This is a genomic window from Oceanobacillus sp. FSL K6-3682, assembly GCF_037976165.1.
Taxonomy (GTDB): Bacteria; Bacillota; Bacilli; order Bacillales; family Amphibacillaceae; genus Oceanobacillus; species Oceanobacillus sojae.
Genome location: NZ_CP150263.1, coordinates 2,254,674 through 2,270,981, shown reverse-complemented (window position 1 = coordinate 2,270,981; position 16,308 = coordinate 2,254,674). Strand labels below are relative to the sequence as shown.

Genomic DNA, 16,308 nt, shown 5'->3' with positions numbered 1-16,308 from the left:
GCCTTACCCGTCCCGCGGAAAACATTCGTAGGCAAACTTAGAAGCTACCACCTCTTATAGAAGTGGAATGATTATAATAATAAGGTTAGTTTCGTTCATTGTCAAGAACGACTTAAGCTTTTTTTCAATTGCTTCACTTCCTGTATGGAAATTCCAAGCTCTGTTGCTATTTCTAAATAGGTTGAAGACTTTTCCATTTGTAGAAAATGATGAAAATCAACCATCATTATTTCAGAGTAATTATTAGCGCTGTGCTGCTTTATCTCTCGATGCATAACTTAAATGCTCCTTTAAGAGTTCTTTTAAAATCTATTTAAGATAGCATCTCCATAAAACCCTAACCTTATTCTTATACCTTCCCTTATCTGTCTTTACTATCGATAATTAATGTGACAGGACCATCATTTACCAGACCGACATCCATCATGGCACCGAACTCTCCGGTCTCTGTCACTATTCCTTCTGTGCGTAACGCTTTATTAAATGCATCATACAAAGCTTCTGCTTCATCAGGCTTAGCTGCTTTAATAAAGCTTGGACGTCTACCCTTTTTAGTATCTCCGTACAAAGTAAATTGAGATACAGATAAAATGCTTCCGTCTACATCTTTAATAGAAAGATTCATTTTTTTGTTTTCATCTTCAAAAATCCGCAGGTGAACAATTTTATTGACAAGATAATTTAAATCCTCATCAGAGTCCTCATGTGTAACGCCAACAAGTAAAAGAAATCCTTTTTTTATTTCACTGATTTTTTCTCCCCGGACGGTTACAGAAGCTTCCTTCACCCGCTGTAATACTACCTTCATAAAACAAACGCTCCTTATTGCACCGTTCTGGTAACGGTGTATACTTCCCGAATCTGCTTTATTCGATCTACAACTTTACGCAAGTGATTGGTATTATGAATTAAAATCGTCAATTGAATAATAGCCATTTTATTTCGGTCAGATCGACCATTAACATGCGTAATATTCGTTTTTGTTTCGTTAACAGCCTGCAATACCTCATTAAGCAGGCCGCGGCGATCATAGCCTGTAATTTCCAAATCAACATGATACTGCTTTTTCTCTGCATACTGATTTTTCCATTTCACATCTATATAGCGCTGCTTTGCTTCCTCTGTCTGTACATTCGGACAATCAGCACGGTGGACAGATACTCCTCTGCCTTTGGTAATATAACCTAAAATTTCATCCCCAGGCACCGGGTTACAGCATTTTGCTATACGGACAAGCAAATTATTTACACCCGCCACTTCAATACCCGAATCTTTCTTGGAGGACGGTCTTGCTTTATCTGTTTTTACTTCTTCTATTTTCTTTTCTAAATCTTGATCGGCTTCTCTTGATTGGCGGATTTTCTCCGTTAATCTGGTAGCTATAAGAGCTGCCGTAATCCCTTGATAACCCACAGCAGCATACATATCATCTTCACTTGTAAAATTAAACTTATCAAATACACGCTGCAAATTATCTGCAGTTAATGCTTCTTTAGGATCGATGTCGAAAGTACGAATTTCTCTTTCAACAGCTTCCTTCCCTTTGACAATATTTTCATCGCGCTGCTGCTTTTTGAAAAATTGTTTTATTTTGCTCTTTGCCTGCGAGGTCTGCACCATTTTCAGCCAATCCTGGGACGGCCCATAGGAATGCTTTGATGTCATCACATCGACAATGTCTCCGTTCTGCAATTCATAGTCTAATGGCTCCATCTTGCCATTAATTTTTGCTCCAATGGTCTTATTGCCAATTTCCGTATGAATCTTGTAAGCAAAATCAATTGGAATAGAACCTGCCGGCAGCTCAATGACCTCACCTTTTGGTGTGAAAACATAGACCATATCAGAAAACAAATCAATCTTCAATGACTCCATAAATTCTTCCGCATCATGTGTTTCACTTTGCCATTCCAAAATTTCCCGGAACCATGACAATTTTTCTTCAAAGGAGCTTTTTCCTTTTGCCTGCTTTCCTTCTTTATATGCCCAGTGTGCAGCAATTCCGTATTCTGCAATGTCATGCATTTCCTTCGTACGAATCTGTACCTCTAACGGATCACCCTTCGGACCGATGACTGTTGTATGCAGAGATTGATATAAATTTTGTTTCGGCATAGCGATATAATCCTTAAACCTTCCTGGCATCGGTTTCCAATTCGTATGAATAATACCTAAAACAGCATAACAGTCTTTAATATTATCAACTAAAATCCGGACTGCAAGAAGGTCATATATCTCATTAAATTGCTTTTTCTGATTGACCATTTTTTGATAGATGCTATACAAATGCTTTGGCCGGCCGGACATCTCTGCTTTTATATTTACAGCCTCAAATTCTTGAGAAAGATCATCAATAACTTCCTGAATGTAAGACTCTCTTTCTTCCCTTTTCTGCTTCATCAATTGAACAATACGATAATACTGCTGCGGATTAAGATAGCGTAAAGCTGTATCCTCAAGTTCCCATTTTATCGTTGAAATTCCCAAGCGATGAGCAAGCGGAGCAAAAATTTCCAGCGTTTCATTCGAAATGCGTCGTTGTTTTTCTGGAGGCAAATGCTTTAACGTTCTCATATTATGCAATCTGTCAGCCAGTTTAATCATAATGACACGAATATCTCTTGCCATAGCCACAAACATTTTCCGGTGGTTTTCTGCCTGCTGGGCCTCTTTTGTTTCATAGCGAATTTTACCAAGTTTCGTTACACCATCTACGAGTGCAGCTATTTCATGATTAAATTCTTCTTCAATTTGTTCAAAGGTTACATCTGTATCCTCGATAACATCATGAAGAAAGCCTGCTGAAATCGTTTCAGCGTCCATTAATAATTCAGCAAGTATCCCTGCGACCTGTACCGGATGAATAATGTAAGGTTCCCCAGACTTACGAAATTGGTCTTTATGAGCCTCTTTCGCAAATTCATAGGCGTGTTCAATTAGAGCAACATCTTCATCAGATAAGTATTCTTTTACTTTTTCTATAATATCTGTAATGTTGACATTTTCATCTTTTGCCATGTTATCACCTTTATTTACCTTCAATATTGAATAAATTATTTCGTAAAAAATCATATTTGTATTTATTAAAACAAATCTGTTACTTCTCTTATATCAGAAACTTAAATTTTCAAATGGTTCGAAACAGCTTTTACCGGACGGGGAATGCTCGTTCCATCGAAAAGCCCCGTTAAAAATTTACCCTTCCTGATGTAAAAATAAAAATAGCAACAAGTGTTTAAAAGCTTGAAGCCATTTCTTTCATTAAAAACTCTTAAATTTCGCAGATTTAAAAACATTATTCGATAATAATTACTATTATAAGACTTTTTTTATATTTCTGTCCAACTAAAACCTAATATAAGCTGATAAAATAATATATAAAAAGAGTCAACACAGTTTTTATCTCTGTTTGACTCTTTTCTGCCATTTAATAGGTCATAATTGTAAGTACATCGTAGCCTTCCAGCTTATCCTTTCCATCCAGATAACTTAACTCCACTAAGAAAGCACATCCTACAACAATTCCTCCAAGCTGTTCAACTAAATTAATCGTTGCTTCAATCGTACCGCCTGTCGCTAAAAGATCGTCTGTAATCAGAACACGCTGTCCAGGTGTAATAGCATCCTTATGAATGGTTAATACATTTTTTCCATACTCCAGCCCATAATCTACTTTGATTACTTCGCGGGGCAGTTTTCCTTCTTTACGAACAGGAGCAAAACCGACCTCTAATGCATAAGAAACCGGGCAGCCAACAATAAATCCTCTTGCTTCAGGACCAACAACAACATCGATTTCTTTTTCTTTTGCATATTCTACAATCTCGTCAACAGCTGATTTATAAGCCGGCCCATTAGCCATCAATGGCGTAATATCCTTAAAACGAACCCCTTCTTTTGGCCAATCTTCTACAATCTCAATATATTCTTTATAATCCATACACTGCTTCCTCCTGTAGATTCGCAGACGTATCCAGATTTAGATACGATGCAAACCATTTTTTTAAATCCTGGTAATTAGAATAAATAAGTATACTTTCTGCTTCTTTTTGTTTGAAGCAGGTTTGGTAAATGACTGATTCTGATAAATCCTTTTTATTCTTTGCAGCTTCGTAACAAAGCCATCCGTCCTTCAACGTTGCAAATCCTAAATCTGTGAAAACATCTGACATAAATTTTATCTTGGCTTCATTCCAGCCCCGATGCTGTTCAATAGCTTTCTGCATTTCCGTAACCCGAAATTGCTGATGCTGTTTAATTAAGCTGTAATAATCCACAAATTCCTTTCGGGAAGGAAATTGAAATGGGTATTGATTCGTAGTCTGACGTAACGCTACAACAATATTTTTCGGATTCATCTGCTTTATAATTTTCTTCATAACATCCATGCTTTCAGGTAATTCGGTAAAACCGATTGTATGATAAGATGTCAAATCTCTGGAAAGCGCCTCTTTATAAGTAAATGTTTCCGTATGCTCATCAGGCTGTATAGACTCATCGCAGACAAAGACTTCGTTAGCCTTATCAGGAATTAATTGCTCAGCTTTTTTCCCTCGAAAATCAAATAGCTGCCACTCTGTAATTCTTAAATCCTCTATCATTAATTGGGCATTCCTTCTCCCATTCCACTCGTTGACAGAAAGCTCTCCAACTATCGATATCTCTGTTTGCGGAGAAATAGCATCCTTCAGCTCACCAAATCCAAAACCAACCATATCCATTTGACCATTTGCAGATGCAAATTGCATTTTCAAATGGTTTTTTCTGCTTCCAATTTGACGAACCTCTTTCGGTATTTCTCTTATCTCAAACAAAGGCTTCGGATTTCCCATCCCAAACGGAGAAAGTTTTGCTATCTCCTCAATTAATGCTACATTAATATCTGCAATATCTAATATAGCATTAATATGCAATTCCTGCTTAAAATCTTCTTCCGACAGATTCTGGAAAAGTAAATCATTTAAAGCAGTTTCCAGAGAATCTAAGTTTTCAATAGGTAAGGTCATACCTGCAGCCTGTGCGTGTCCGCCAAAATGCGTAAATAAATCTCTGACTGTCATACAGCCTTCAAATAAGTCAAATGCAGGAATACTTCTGGCTGATCCCTTTACAATACCCTGCTTTGGTTTTATCGCTAAAACTATTGCAGGACGATCATATTTCTGGACTAACTTTGAAGCAACAATTCCTAATACGCCTTCATTCCAGCCTTCTTTTGCTACAATAATAATCCGTTTATCTGTTTGAACCATTTCCATCGCTTCTTGTACAATATCCTGAACAATTTTCTTTCGCTGTTCATTAATATGGTTTAGTTCGTTTGCCATTTCTAACGCAATTTCATTATCTTCTTCCAGTAAAAGATCTACAGCTAAATCGGCATCTCCTAAACGTCCCACTGCATTCAGCCGTGGACCAATGCGAAAACCGATATCCTCCTCTGTAATGATTTCCTCTAACTGACATACCTGTTTTAAAGCTTTCAAGCCAACATAATTGGTTCTTTTAAGCTCTTTCAAACCAAATGTAGCCAAAATCCGGTTTTCAGAAACCAATGGCACCAAATCCGCAATCGTACCTATAGCTACAAAAGGAAGCACTTCCCGAGGCAGCTCTCCGATTAAAGCCTGTGCCAGTTTTAACGAAACACCGACACCCGCCAGCTCTTTGAAAAAGTAATCCTCAGATAATTTCGGATGAATAATAGTGTAGCAATCCGGAATTTCTGCTTGAGGCTCATGGTGATCAGTAATGATTAAATCAATACCAAGCTCCTTTGCCACCTCTGCTTCATGAACAGAAGCAATACCTGTATCCACCGTGATAATTAACCCGAATCCAGCTTGATGAAGCTGCCTGAATGCTGCTTCGTTTGGACCGTATCCTTCAGTAAAACGATTGGGAATATAGTATTCACAGTCTGCACCAATTTTTTTCAGAGCATGCAGCAGGACAACTGTAGAGCTTACACCATCTGCATCATAATCTCCATACACAACAATCTTTTCTTTATTTTCAGCTGCTTCTTTAATTCGCTTAACCGCTTTATCCATTCCATTCATTAAAAATGGGTCTATTAAGTTATTTAAATCCGGCTGCATAAATTGATTTGCTTCTTCCGTTGTGGTAATTCCTCTTTGTAAAAATAGATCCTTAACAATAGGCGACATAGCTATTTCTATAGAATCTCTTTCCTCCACAGGCGGATTATTTATATATTTCCAATTTGCTTTACTTGATAGCATAAATTCACCCCTGACCTAATCATTATACTAGAGTAGGCCAGGGGCATCAAATAGATTCCTCTGATTATCAGTTAAACTGTAAAGAAAGATTATTCTTTATTTGATTTTTTTGCTTGTTTAGCTTCTTGACGCATTTCTTTTCGGGATTCTTTTTTATTTTCTTCTTTCCCCTGCACATCTGTAATTCCATGGGCTGCCATTCTTTTTTTCAAGCGCTCATTTTCTGTACGAAGTTTTTTAATCTCGTGATGTGCTCTATAAAGTCGAATTGCCCCTACCGCTGCAGTAATTAATCCTCCCATTAATACAGAAAAGAGGATAACCAGGATTAAAGGGGAATCCGCCGTCCAAAATAAATAATCGACTGCTACAGGTTCCACATTAATAACAGCAAAAACGGCGATAATAATTACAAATATAATAGCGAGTATGACATAAACCTGTCCATTCATAATTGTTCCTCCATAAAAAATATTTTTTCTATATATTCATTACCCGATTGAGTATTATTTTAAGCATGATAGTAAAAAAAGAGAGCTTTCAATGGTTTAAATCGGTAATGTTAACTAAAGTCTGAAGCTAAGCTCTTTCAGAAATATTACCACATTGAAAGCTCTCTTACTATATGACAGTTGCTAAATATAGGCTCCTTAATACAGCTATACCTGCGGTCCGTCAACTTTTTCTTTTTTTCTAAAGTCAACTGGTTTATCCTTCACTGTTCTTCCTCTCCATACCAGCCAAAGCTGTGAAGCCAGGAACAGAGAAGTATATGTTCCAGCCAGTAATCCGACTAACAGTGCAAAAGCAAAGGCCCATATTGAGGATGCTCCAAGCACTAAGAAAGCAACAACAGCAATAATCGTTGTAATAGACGTGTTCATTGTCCGCGTAAATGACTGAATAATACTCTTATTGATAATTTCTGCAAGTTTCTTAAATGATTTTACCCGTTTTTCGTGACGGATATTTTCTCTGATCCGGTCGAAAATAACAAGTGTATTATTTAATGAATAACCGATAATGGTTAAGATTGCAGCTACAATCGTAATATCAAATTCAATTTGCGTTATACTGAATGCCACCAGCATAAAGAACACATCATGCAATAGGGCAATTACAGCAGTAACACCGAAGAAGATTTCAAATCGGACAGCTATATATGCAACAATAAATAAAGATGCTATTGCTACAGCATAAACTGCATTTTTAACAAGCTCCTGACCAACAATCGGCGATACAACACTCACACCGGGTTCATGTCCGTATACCTCTTCAAAATGTTGCTTTAGACTATGCTCCTCCCCTTCATCCAGTACTGTATCAAAACGGACAACACCTATTTCATTATTTTCACCAGATAAATTTACAGAGCTTATTTCATAACCAAGCGTTTCAAACTCGGATTCCACTTCTTCTTCCGTTAAGCTTTGATCAGCAACAACTTCTATCCGGGTACCACTTGTAAAATCAACTCCCGGATTAATTTTAAAAATCCCAATGCTGACAGCGCCAATAATCACCAGTATTGTTGTAACAGCAAAAAACTTCTTGCGATGCTTCACGAAATTAACATGCTTGCCAAAAAATGCAGGATCAGATTCTTCTCCTTCTGTAATATCTTTAATTTGTTTCTTATTGACACCAAGCCAGCCTTTTCTTTTTTTCAAAAAGCCGCTTTGAATCCATAATGCCAGGAGAGCTCTTGTACCAAATACTGATGTTAAAAAGCTGATTAAAATACTGATGATCAGCATAGTCGCAAATCCTTTAACGGAGCTTGTACCAAATACGAACAGTACTCCTGCCGCAATTAAGGTGGTCAGATTCGCATCTAGAATTGTCACAAAAGAGCTTTTATTTGCAGATTGAAAGGCTGCTTTTACAGATTTTCCAACCCTTAATTCTTCTTTCATTCGTTCAAAGGTAATTACGTTTGCATCAACAGCCATTCCAACCCCTAAAATAAGAGCGGCTATGCCAGGCAATGTTAATACTCCATTGAGCAATTCAAAAATTAATACTACTAAAAATACATAGACAGCTAAGTTAATGGAAGCAATGATACCGCTGAAGCGATAGAATGCACATAGGTAAAGAATTATCAATGAAATTCCAATGATCCCTGCAAACACTGTCTGATTTAATGCCTGTTCACCAAATTGTGCACCTACAGATGTAGAGAAAATCTCATTCATATGTACAGGCAGTGAACCAGAATTAATAATATCTGCCATTTGCTGGGCTGATTCCACTGTAAAGTTACCTTCAATCATGACATCGCTGGAATTAATCGTCTGACTTACTGCCGGTGCAGAAATAAATTTAGGCTCTTCTTTCTCAGCTTCTGCAGCGAATGAATCCTCACCTTCCTGATAATCCATCCAGATAACCAGACGATTATCGGCCATTTGACTAATTTCTTGCGTTACCTCACCAAATTTATCTGCATCTTTTAGTTTAAGAGTTACAATTGGTGCATTGGTGTTCGGATTATAATCCTGCTTGGCACTTCCCTCTACAATATCTGATCCATCAAGATATTCCTCATCGTCAACATCCCTGAAAGACAATTGCGCAGATGTTGACAGTATCTCTCTGGCCTCGGCTTGATTTTCAATCCCTGCAAGCTGAACCCTGATTCGGTCCTCCCCTTCTATATTAATGACAGCTTCACTAATACCCAGGCGATTAACCCGATCATTCAAAGTCTGGACTGTTCCTTCCATTAAACTGTTTGAAATTTCCTGACCATCTTCAACAGGCTCTACCTCGTACAGGACTTCAAAACCTCCCTGCAAGTCCAAGCCAAGATTCACTTTACTTATCAAGTTGCTAAACGTTGTTCCAATTACTCCTGCCAAAATTGCGATGACAAGAAAAAAGGCAACGATTCTGCCTCTTTTTTTCATCGTTTGCGCTTCCTCCTTCATATATCAACCTTTTAGACGGACCTTATTTATCCGCTTGTGGTGAATTTCCAATAAGTGCTTCAATTGAAGCTGCTAAATCATCATTTTCATAGGATTGAATAGTTAAATAGCTTAAATAAACAGATGATTTCAAATGAAAAATATCTTGAACAATTTCATGAAGTCTTTTTTCGGTTTTACCCTTCCAAATTTTCACGCAAAGACATTGCCATACGCCTTCTGGAGTCGCTTGTTCATAACCTAGCATTTTTAATTCTTCCTGTTTACTTTTTAATGCCGGATAAATCAATTCTTTCCATGACTCTACATGCTGACTGTCCATTTCATCCCACCATTTCTTTATAAATCTCCATAAAGTCCTATCTTATTGTACGCCTTTTTAATTGGTAAAGAAAGTATAAAAAAGTCTAAACAGTGCTATATAGGAAAACCTGAGCACTTTTGCTGCATTATTCATTGCTTGACCCAATTCAACTGTCATGGTTTGTCCATTACCCAGCATATATATCATTGTATATCAAAATTATTTTTTTGAGAAGGCGGGGCAACTCGAATGACGAAACAAACCTTTATCCAAGGAGCATTGATTCTAATTATTGCAGGCATGCTTACCCGGTTTATGGGTTTCATTAACCGGATGGTCGTAGCACGTTTTATGGGAGAAGAAGGTGTCGGTCTTTATATGATGGCTCTGCCAACTCTATTTTTAGTTATGACCCTGACACAATTCGGCCTTCCAGTGGCTATTTCTAAACGTGTAGCGGAAGCAGATGCACAAAATGATTCTAAAAAAATAAAACAAATTGTTGCCGTCTCGCTGGCAATTACTTTAAGTGCAAGTGTCCTGTTTACAGTGCTTTTGATTCTGGCTGCGCCAATTTTATCTGTCACCTTATTTACAGACAGCCGTGTATTACTCCCTTTAATTGTCATTAGTCCTATTATTCCAATTGCCGCTGTATCAGCAGTTTTAAGGGGCTATTTTCAAGGAAAACAGAATATGAAGCCCCAAAGTATTGCCCAAGTACTCGAACAAATTGTACGGATTACATTTGTTGGTGTATTTATTTATATTCTTTTGCCTTATGGAATTGAATATGCCGCAGCAGGTGCTATGTTCAGTATTATTATTGGTGAATTTGCTTCGCTCTTATACATGATCCGAAAATTTCGTCAAAAAAGAAAGCTGAAAATACGAAAACATTTTACAGAAACTGTTCTATCCGGAAAATCAACAGCAAAAGAACTATTATCTATTTCCATGCCAACTTTGGGAAACAGAATGATTGGTTCAATTTCAAATTTCCTCGATCCGATCATTATTGTCCAATCTCTTGCACTCGCAGGTGTCACTGCCGCAGCTGCAACAAAGCAGTATGGTGAATTAATGGGCTACACGATGCCTTTATTATTTTTGCCGACATTTATTACAAGCTCTCTCTCTATTGCCCTTGTGCCATCCATTTCTGAGGCAGGAGCAAAAAATCAAACAGAATTGATTCATAACCGCATACATCAATCTATCCGGATATCTTTTGCATCAGGAGCTGTAGCTACTATTATCATGACCTTATTTGCTTCTGATTTACTTAACCTTATGTATCGTTCTGATTCAGCAGCATCCCTACTAATTATCATGGCACCTTTTTTCCTGTTTTTATACATTCAGGCTCCACTGCAGGCAGCTTTACAAGCTCTCGATTTAGCACGACCGGCTATGTGGAATTCGTTGATAGGGGTTATCTTAAAATTTGGCGTCATGATCTTATTGGCAACAAGTTCAAATTTAGGGATTAAGGGAGCCGCAGTTGCTATCTGCGTGAATGTTGTTCTTGTTACGTTTCTTCATATCGGGGTACTAAGAAGAGAAATTAATTATTTTCCTGCCTGGAAGGATATTATCCGCATGATTATATTATGTGGAGCAACTTTTCTTCTGACCTATTATATTAAAAACCAATTTTACACGGGTGACACAAACCTGATCTCATTCATCCTGCTGCTTTTAATTATCGTAATAATTTATTTTATATTACTGCTTCTATTAGGTTTTATTCGTAAAGAAGAATTAAGACAACTGCCGTTTTTCTCGAAAAAGAAATGATTTTATTTGATAGAATTAACTACTTGGTTTTATTTTGCCTATAAATGATTATCTAAACATCAGCAAATAGTTTTCTCTAACAGCTCGGTATCTCTCTTTTAAATATTTCTTCTAAATAAAAAATACAAGCATAAATTTAGAAGAAAGGACAAACTTAGAGGAGATGAATGAATGGAAAAAATTCAATGGACATCTTTATTCTACGGTTGGATTATATTATTCGGGTTACTTTTTCTTTCAAGTTTTACGTTAGGCTTGCTTTTGAAATTTCTGGATATGAAAGAAGCAACCTTATCTTTAGTCACTTTTATCATTGGACTGCTTATTCTATTCGTCTGTGGAGTAATTACTGGTTTAAAGGGAAAAGCAAAGGGTTGGCTTTTAGGTGTATTGATTGGATTGGGATTTACCGGATTTGTTTTTTTAGTTCAATTTCTCGGTTATCAGCAGGGTTTCTCGCTAACTCAAGCAATGTACCATGGATTCTACCTGATTGCAGCAATATTAGGAGGGATTATCGGAGTTAATTTTTCAAATCCTGTGGAAGAAAACTAGTTTGTACAGCATATAATGAATGCATGAAAAAAAGCTAATGATTGTCCATTAGCTTTCTTCATGCATTATGCTTCTTGTTTTATTTCTCTGATTGCAGAACGGTCATACGTTAATTTTGTGCCTTCATCAGTAATTAGCACGATTGTGCCTTCATCAATGGCATGGATTTTCGCATGTAATCCGCCGATTGTTACGATTGAGTTGCCTTTTTGAAGACTATCCTGCATTTCTCTTACTTGCTTCTGACGCTTTTGCTGCGGGCGAATAAGTAAGAAATAAAAAATAGCAAACATAAGTACAATCCATAAAATTGGTGTAATCATTTCAGCTCCCATATGTTCCATCTCCTTCCTAAAAGTTCTTTGGATTTTCTTGATTCAATCCATATTGTTCAAAGAATGACTCTTTGAAATCACCAAGTCGATCTTCTTTTATAGCAGTTCGAACTTGCTCCATTAATTTTAACAGAAAATGCAGGTTATGATAAGTCGTAAGTCGGAATCCAAATGTTTCGTTACATTTTATCAAGTGACGAATGTAAGCTCTCGTATAATTTTTACAAACATGACAGTCACAATTTTCATCAATCGGTGAAAAATCACGTGCATATTTTGCATTTCTAACCACTAATCTGCCATGAGATGTCATGCAAGTTCCATTTCTGGCAATTCGGGTCGGCAATACGCAGTCAAACATATCCACACCGCGGATAGCTCCATCAATTAAAGCATCCGGCGATCCCACCCCCATTAAATATCTCGGTTTATTTGCCGGTAATAATGGTGTTGTGAACTCAAGAACCTGATTCATAACATCCTTTGGCTCTCCAACGGATAATCCGCCAATAGCATACCCGGGAAAATCAAGTGAAACTAAATCACTCGCACTCTGCCTTCTTAATTCTTCATATTCTCCACCTTGAACAATACCGAAGAGTCCTTGAATATCTGACCGTTTATGAGCCTCCAGACAACGTTCAGCCCATCTGGAAGTCCGCTCCACTGAAGATTTCATATAATCATAGGTAGCTGGATAAGGCGGACATTCATCAAATGCCATCATAATATCTGATCCTAATGCATTTTGAATATGCATTGCTTTTTCAGGAGATAAAAATAGCTTCTCTCCATTTAAATGATTACGGAAATGAACACCTTTTTCTTCTATTTGTCTCATATCACTTAAGCTGAAGACCTGAAATCCGCCCGAATCAGTCAAAATTGCTTTATCCCAATTCATAAACTTGTGCAAGCCGCCAGCTTCTTCAATAATATCTTCTCCCGGACGCAGCCATAAATGATACGTGTTAGAAAGTATTATATTTGCCTGCATAGAGCTTAATTCCTCAGGACTCATCGTTTTTACAGTTGCCAGTGTTCCGACAGGCATAAAGGTCGGTGTATCAAAAGATCCGTGCGGAGTATGCACACGTCCAAGCCTTGCTCCAGTCTGTTTATCTGTTTTTATTAATTCATACGTTATAGGTATCATGATTTCTCTTCCTTTTTTTCAGTCTAAACATATCATAACGCATTTATACCCGATAAAGCTAGATAATTAGCATAGCGTCCCCAAAGCTGAAAAAGCGGTAACGCTCCCTTACAGCCTCTCGATATGCATGAAGCACCTCATCTTTTCCTGCCAGCGCACTTACCAGCATAATAAGCGTTGATTTAGGCAGATGAAAATTCGTAATCAATCCATCAATTGCCTGATATTGATATGGTGGATAAATAAAAATGTCAGTCCAGCCGCTCGTTTCCACAAAGGCTCCATTATTATCACGAGCAATTGTTTCCAGTGTACGAGTTGAAGTGGTTCCAACTGAAATAATTCTTCTTCCCTCTGCTTTAGCATTATTTAATGATTCACTGGCCTTCTGAGACATGCGGTAGAATTCACTGTGCATCGTGTGCTCTTCAACAGAATCTACACTAACCGGACGAAATGTACCCAAACCGACATGTAGTGTGATAAAAATAACCTCGACACCTTTATCCTTTATTTGCTGTAATAATTCGTTGGTAAAGTGTAACCCGGCAGTCGGAGCAGCAGCGGACCCTTTTTCTTTTGCGTAAACAGTCTGGTAACGGTCTTTTTCCGAAAGCTGTTCCTTAATATATGGCGGCAGGGGCATTTCACCCAGTTCATCTAATATTTCATAAAAAATCCCGTCGTAAGAAAATTTCACTGTACGCCCGCCATACTTTTTAATATCTGTACAAACAGCTTTTAACAATCCGTCTCCAAAATCAATGACTGTTCCTTCTTTAACTTTCTTAGCAGGTTTTACTAACACTTCCCAATTGTCGTTCTCTTCTTGATGCAGTAAAAGAACTTCTATTTTTGCACCTGTATCTTCTTTTACTCCATACAAACGCGCCGGCAATACCTTGGTATCGTTTAAAACGAGACAATCACCTGCATGCAGATAATTTATTATATCTGAAAAATGCTGGTGCTGTATTTGACCGGTCTGTTTATCCAAAACACAAAGTCTGGATGCTGTCCGATCCTTCAAAGGTGTCTGCGCAATTAATTCTTCAGGCAGATCAAAGTCAAAATCTTCTATATTCATGTCTATCCCCTTACTTTCGTCTTATCGTAGCTATCGAACCTTATCTAAATCTGCTTATAATAAATAGGATCAGAGTTAGTACAACACTAACAAGAATAGAAGTCATTAACGGGAAATGAAAGGTCATATTTCCTTTTTGAAATGTGAAATCACCTGGCAGTCTCCCGATAAATGACCAAAGTAAACCAATTACAATCAGAACAATCCCTGCAATAATAAATACTTTCCCCATTATTCTTCTCCATTTACGATTGGAATGCCAAGATGCTCATAAGCTTTAGCCGTAACCCGTCTTCCTCTTGGAGTCCGCTGGATAAAACCTAATTGAAGCAGAAAGGGCTCATATACTTCTTCGATGGTTTGCGATTCCTCGCCAATTGTCGCTGCAATCGTGTCTAGTCCAACAGGTCCGCCGTTAAACCCTTCAATAATTGCTTTTAACAGCTTATGGTCAATATGATCCAATCCTGCATCATCGACTTGCAGCATTTTCAAGGCCTGCCTGGTTGTTTCAAAGCTAATCTCTGTTTCGCCCTTCACCTGTGAGATATCACGTACTCTTTTCAGTAATCGGTTTGCAATACGAGGTGTTCCTCTGGATCTGCGGGCAATTTCTACTGCCGCATCTTCTGAAATTGTCATATGAAATATATCGGCTGTGCGCATTACAATCCGGCGCAGGTCGGCTACTTCATAATATTCCAGCCGGCTAAGAACACCAAATCTGTCACGCAGCGGCGCGCTTAACAGCCCTGACCGTGTTGTTGCTCCTACTAATGTAAAAGGCGGCAAATCAATCCGGACACTACGCGCACTCGGACCACTGCCTATGACAATATCGATAAAAAAGTCTTCCATTGCTGGATACAGCACTTCTTCAACTGATCTCGGAAGCCGATGTACTTCATCAATAAATAATACATCTCCCGGCTCCAGGGAAGAAAGAATTGCTGCTAAATCTCCTGCTCTCTCAATGGCAGGACCAGAAGTAGATCTGAATTGAACACCCATCTCATTAGCAATAATAGAGGCTAACGTTGTTTTTCCGAGTCCCGGCGGTCCATATAGTAATACATGATCAAGCGGCTCTTCGCGCATTTTTGCAGCCTGAATAAATATACTTAAATTTTCCTTTACCTTAGACTGTCCAATATAATCATCTAATTGCAATGGTCTCAGGCTTTGCTCGATGGATACATCTTCTTCATGCAGATTTCCATCTATCATACGTTCATCCAATAATAACACTCCCTTCTATTTTGCTAATAGACTAAATGCTTTGCGGATGACTTCGTCTGTATTTTTTAATGTACTGTCCGACTTCAGCTGCGGTGTAATTTTCTTCAGTTCATTCGGTGTAAAGCCTAATGACTTTAAAGCGTCTAGTGCTTCAGACACGATTTGCCGCTCTTGTGTGCTGCTTACTTTTTCAGATTCCTCAGCTGTACTTCCTATTGCAAAGTCGTTCACCAGTTTTCCTTTTAAGTCTAAAATAATTTGACGCGCGGTTTTCTTCCCTACCCCTGGAAAGGTTGTTAAAAACTTTTCATCTTCATTTTCCACTGCTGCAATAAATCCATGAATATTTACACCGGCTAAAATTGCTAAAGCTCCTTTAGGACCAATCCCTGAAACAGAGATAAGCTTGGTAAATAAGTATTTCTCATCTGTATTCCGAAAACCGAATAAGATTTGCGCATCCTCTCTGACGTGATGATACGTATGTATTTGGACTTGCTGATTCATTTGCGGTTCAAATATATAAGGATTGGGACAAATAATCTCATACCCAATCCCATGCACATCCACAATGACAGCATTTTCTTTTATTGAACTAAGCTTTCCATTTATATATGCAATCATTTTAAGCTCCTTTTGTTCTGGACAAATCAA

General features: G+C 37.9%; 16 protein-coding genes. 2 read left to right on the top strand and 14 right to left on the bottom strand.

The window, feature by feature from the left end; all coding sequences use genetic code 11:
* Positions 1–101 precede the first annotated feature (101 nt).
* The 8 genes from MHH51_RS11300 to MHH51_RS11265 form a co-directional block, all read right to left on the bottom strand.
* The gene (locus MHH51_RS11300; protein WP_186813508.1) at positions 102–275 is read right to left on the bottom strand and encodes a hypothetical protein; all 174 of its coding nucleotides are present in this window, start codon (positions 273–275) and stop codon (positions 102–104) included.
* Between the two features lie 86 nt (positions 276–361).
* Positions 362–808, bottom strand: a complete 447-nt coding sequence (gene dtd / locus MHH51_RS11295) for a D-aminoacyl-tRNA deacylase (RefSeq protein WP_147207883.1) — start codon at positions 806–808, stop codon at positions 362–364.
* A 14-nt stretch (positions 809–822) separates the two neighbouring features.
* On the bottom strand, positions 823–3,018 hold the full coding sequence (locus MHH51_RS11290) for a bifunctional (p)ppGpp synthetase/guanosine-3',5'-bis(diphosphate) 3'-pyrophosphohydrolase (RefSeq protein WP_147207884.1): 2,196 nt from the start codon (positions 3,016–3,018) through the stop codon (positions 823–825).
* A gap of 409 nt (positions 3,019–3,427) precedes the next feature.
* On the bottom strand, positions 3,428–3,940 hold the full coding sequence (locus tag MHH51_RS11285; RefSeq protein WP_156985386.1) for an adenine phosphoribosyltransferase: 513 nt from the start codon (positions 3,938–3,940) through the stop codon (positions 3,428–3,430).
* Positions 3,930–6,245 (bottom strand): single-stranded-DNA-specific exonuclease RecJ, encoded by a 2,316-nt coding sequence (gene recJ, locus MHH51_RS11280; protein ID WP_339286116.1) that lies wholly within the window; start codon positions 6,243–6,245, stop codon positions 3,930–3,932. The genes MHH51_RS11285 and recJ overlap by 11 nt, the downstream gene beginning before the upstream one ends.
* A gap of 89 nt (positions 6,246–6,334) precedes the next feature.
* Complete coding sequence (locus MHH51_RS11275) at positions 6,335–6,697, bottom strand: lipopolysaccharide assembly protein LapA domain-containing protein (RefSeq protein WP_147207887.1); 363 nt, start codon at positions 6,695–6,697, stop codon at positions 6,335–6,337.
* Between the two features lie 207 nt (positions 6,698–6,904).
* Positions 6,905–9,157, bottom strand: a complete 2,253-nt coding sequence (gene secDF / locus MHH51_RS11270) for a protein translocase subunit SecDF (protein WP_147207888.1) — start codon at positions 9,155–9,157, stop codon at positions 6,905–6,907.
* Between the two features lie 43 nt (positions 9,158–9,200).
* A complete protein-coding gene (locus MHH51_RS11265) occupies positions 9,201–9,500 on the bottom strand; it encodes a post-transcriptional regulator (RefSeq protein ID WP_147207889.1) in 300 nt (99 codons plus the stop codon).
* A gap of 231 nt (positions 9,501–9,731) precedes the next feature.
* Between MHH51_RS11265 and spoVB the strand changes: the two genes are divergently transcribed.
* Positions 9,732–11,282: a stage V sporulation protein B gene (gene spoVB / locus MHH51_RS11260; protein WP_147207890.1), complete on the top strand. Its 1,551-nt coding sequence runs from the start codon at positions 9,732–9,734 to the stop codon at positions 11,280–11,282.
* Positions 11,283–11,453: 171 nt separating this feature from the next.
* A complete protein-coding gene (locus MHH51_RS11255; RefSeq protein ID WP_147207891.1) occupies positions 11,454–11,837 on the top strand; it encodes a TIGR04086 family membrane protein in 384 nt (127 codons plus the stop codon).
* Between the two features lie 65 nt (positions 11,838–11,902).
* On the opposite strand, the gene yajC is transcribed toward MHH51_RS11255, so the two are convergent.
* From yajC to ruvA, 6 genes are read right to left on the bottom strand one after another with little or no spacing between them, the layout of a single operon-like run.
* Positions 11,903–12,172, bottom strand: a complete 270-nt coding sequence (gene yajC / locus MHH51_RS11250) for a preprotein translocase subunit YajC (protein WP_246144997.1) — start codon at positions 12,170–12,172, stop codon at positions 11,903–11,905.
* 16 nt (positions 12,173–12,188) lie between these two features.
* Positions 12,189–13,328: a tRNA guanosine(34) transglycosylase Tgt gene (tgt, locus tag MHH51_RS11245; protein ID WP_339286112.1), complete on the bottom strand. Its 1,140-nt coding sequence runs from the start codon at positions 13,326–13,328 to the stop codon at positions 12,189–12,191.
* A 58-nt stretch (positions 13,329–13,386) separates the two neighbouring features.
* Positions 13,387–14,415: a tRNA preQ1(34) S-adenosylmethionine ribosyltransferase-isomerase QueA gene (gene queA, locus MHH51_RS11240; RefSeq protein ID WP_339286110.1), complete on the bottom strand. Its 1,029-nt coding sequence runs from the start codon at positions 14,413–14,415 to the stop codon at positions 13,387–13,389.
* A gap of 40 nt (positions 14,416–14,455) precedes the next feature.
* Entirely contained in the window at positions 14,456–14,647 is a 192-nt protein-coding gene (locus tag MHH51_RS11235; RefSeq protein ID WP_147207894.1) for a DUF2905 domain-containing protein, read from the bottom strand.
* Positions 14,647–15,654: a Holliday junction branch migration DNA helicase RuvB gene (gene ruvB, locus MHH51_RS11230; RefSeq protein ID WP_147207895.1), complete on the bottom strand. Its 1,008-nt coding sequence runs from the start codon at positions 15,652–15,654 to the stop codon at positions 14,647–14,649. The genes MHH51_RS11235 and ruvB overlap by 1 nt, the downstream gene beginning before the upstream one ends.
* Before the next feature lie 15 nt (positions 15,655–15,669).
* Complete coding sequence (gene ruvA / locus MHH51_RS11225) at positions 15,670–16,278, bottom strand: Holliday junction branch migration protein RuvA (RefSeq protein ID WP_339286108.1); 609 nt, start codon at positions 16,276–16,278, stop codon at positions 15,670–15,672.
* Between the last annotated feature and the right edge of the window lie 30 nt (positions 16,279–16,308).

What these genes read in the sequence shown, in the direction of transcription:
- MHH51_RS11300 (WP_186813508.1), bottom strand. Translation starts at nt 275, where the DNA reads ATGCATCGAGAGATAAAGCAGCACAGCGCTAATAATTACTCTGAAATA.
- dtd (WP_147207883.1), bottom strand. Translation starts at nt 808, where the DNA reads ATGAAGGTAGTATTACAGCGGGTGAAGGAAGCTTCTGTAACCGTCCGG.
- MHH51_RS11290 (WP_147207884.1), bottom strand. Translation starts at nt 3,018, where the DNA reads ATGGCAAAAGATGAAAATGTCAACATTACAGATATTATAGAAAAAGTA.
- MHH51_RS11285 (WP_156985386.1), bottom strand. Translation starts at nt 3,940, where the DNA reads ATGGATTATAAAGAATATATTGAGATTGTAGAAGATTGGCCAAAAGAA.
- recJ (WP_339286116.1), bottom strand. Translation starts at nt 6,245, where the DNA reads ATGCTATCAAGTAAAGCAAATTGGAAATATATAAATAATCCGCCTGTG.
- MHH51_RS11275 (WP_147207887.1), bottom strand. Translation starts at nt 6,697, where the DNA reads ATGAATGGACAGGTTTATGTCATACTCGCTATTATATTTGTAATTATT.
- secDF (WP_147207888.1), bottom strand. Translation starts at nt 9,157, where the DNA reads ATGAAAAAAAGAGGCAGAATCGTTGCCTTTTTTCTTGTCATCGCAATT.
- MHH51_RS11265 (WP_147207889.1), bottom strand. Translation starts at nt 9,500, where the DNA reads ATGGACAGTCAGCATGTAGAGTCATGGAAAGAATTGATTTATCCGGCA.
- spoVB (WP_147207890.1), top strand. Translation starts at nt 9,732, where the DNA reads ATGACGAAACAAACCTTTATCCAAGGAGCATTGATTCTAATTATTGCA.
- MHH51_RS11255 (WP_147207891.1), top strand. Translation starts at nt 11,454, where the DNA reads ATGGAAAAAATTCAATGGACATCTTTATTCTACGGTTGGATTATATTA.
- yajC (WP_246144997.1), bottom strand. Translation starts at nt 12,172, where the DNA reads ATGGGAGCTGAAATGATTACACCAATTTTATGGATTGTACTTATGTTT.
- tgt (WP_339286112.1), bottom strand. Translation starts at nt 13,328, where the DNA reads ATGATACCTATAACGTATGAATTAATAAAAACAGATAAACAGACTGGA.
- queA (WP_339286110.1), bottom strand. Translation starts at nt 14,415, where the DNA reads ATGAATATAGAAGATTTTGACTTTGATCTGCCTGAAGAATTAATTGCG.
- MHH51_RS11235 (WP_147207894.1), bottom strand. Translation starts at nt 14,647, where the DNA reads ATGGGGAAAGTATTTATTATTGCAGGGATTGTTCTGATTGTAATTGGT.
- ruvA (WP_339286108.1), bottom strand. Translation starts at nt 16,278, where the DNA reads ATGATTGCATATATAAATGGAAAGCTTAGTTCAATAAAAGAAAATGCT.